Origin of the sequence: Mesorhizobium sp. M7A.F.Ca.US.006.04.2.1 (assembly GCF_004022915.1) — a bacterium.
GTDB classification, from domain to species: Bacteria; Pseudomonadota; Alphaproteobacteria; order Rhizobiales; family Rhizobiaceae; genus Mesorhizobium; species Mesorhizobium ciceri.
Genome location: NZ_RZQA01001560.1, coordinates 1 through 598 on the forward strand (window position 1 = coordinate 1; position 598 = coordinate 598).

Below are 598 nucleotides of genomic sequence, written 5' to 3' on the forward strand. Positions count from 1 at the left end.
GCCCTCCATCGCCTGCCGAAGATCGGCCCTCCGATCGGCCCGCGTCCTCCGCCAGAGGCGCGGGCTTTTCGTGCCGATCAGCCGTCGCAGCCTAGCCGGCATTTTTCGTCTTCCGACTATTTCGCCAGTCCCTCATCGGGGTTTCGCCGCCCTTTGGCCTTCAGGCTGCGCGCGGCTTGCTCGACCGCGGCGCGGTCGTTGCCCAGGCGGTCGAGCAGTTCCTGTGCCTCGTCGCCGGAGATGCCGGTGCGCACCGCCAGCGCCTCGACCTCCAGCACGTCGGAGCTGGCGATCTCGCCGGTTTCAGGCAGCGCGTCGCCCGCCGTCAGCGGCAGGGCTCCCTCGCGGTCGATCTCGGCCTCGGCCTGGTGCCAGTGCCGCTCGGGGTCGCCCTGCATGCGGCCTTCCCGTTCCCAGATCTGGTAGGCGCGCTCACGAATTCTGTCGTCCCGGTCGTCGCTCATGGTCAGTCCTCCTTGGGGTCAGGGTTGAACGCCGCGACAATGCGGACGCTCCGGAAAATCCACGCGATCGGATCGCCATGCCGGCGGCGCGCGGGGGCTACTGGCATTGCCGTCTCGGGCCGCCGGAATAGGGC

General features: G+C 69.6%; 1 protein-coding gene. It reads right to left on the reverse strand.

What is annotated here, in order from left to right; all coding sequences use genetic code 11:
• Positions 1-116: 116 nt before the first annotated feature.
• Positions 117-464, reverse strand: coding sequence for a DUF2934 domain-containing protein (locus tag EN925_RS38725; RefSeq protein ID WP_027160800.1), 348 nt, complete (start codon positions 462-464; stop codon positions 117-119).
• Between the last annotated feature and the right edge of the window lie 134 nt (positions 465-598).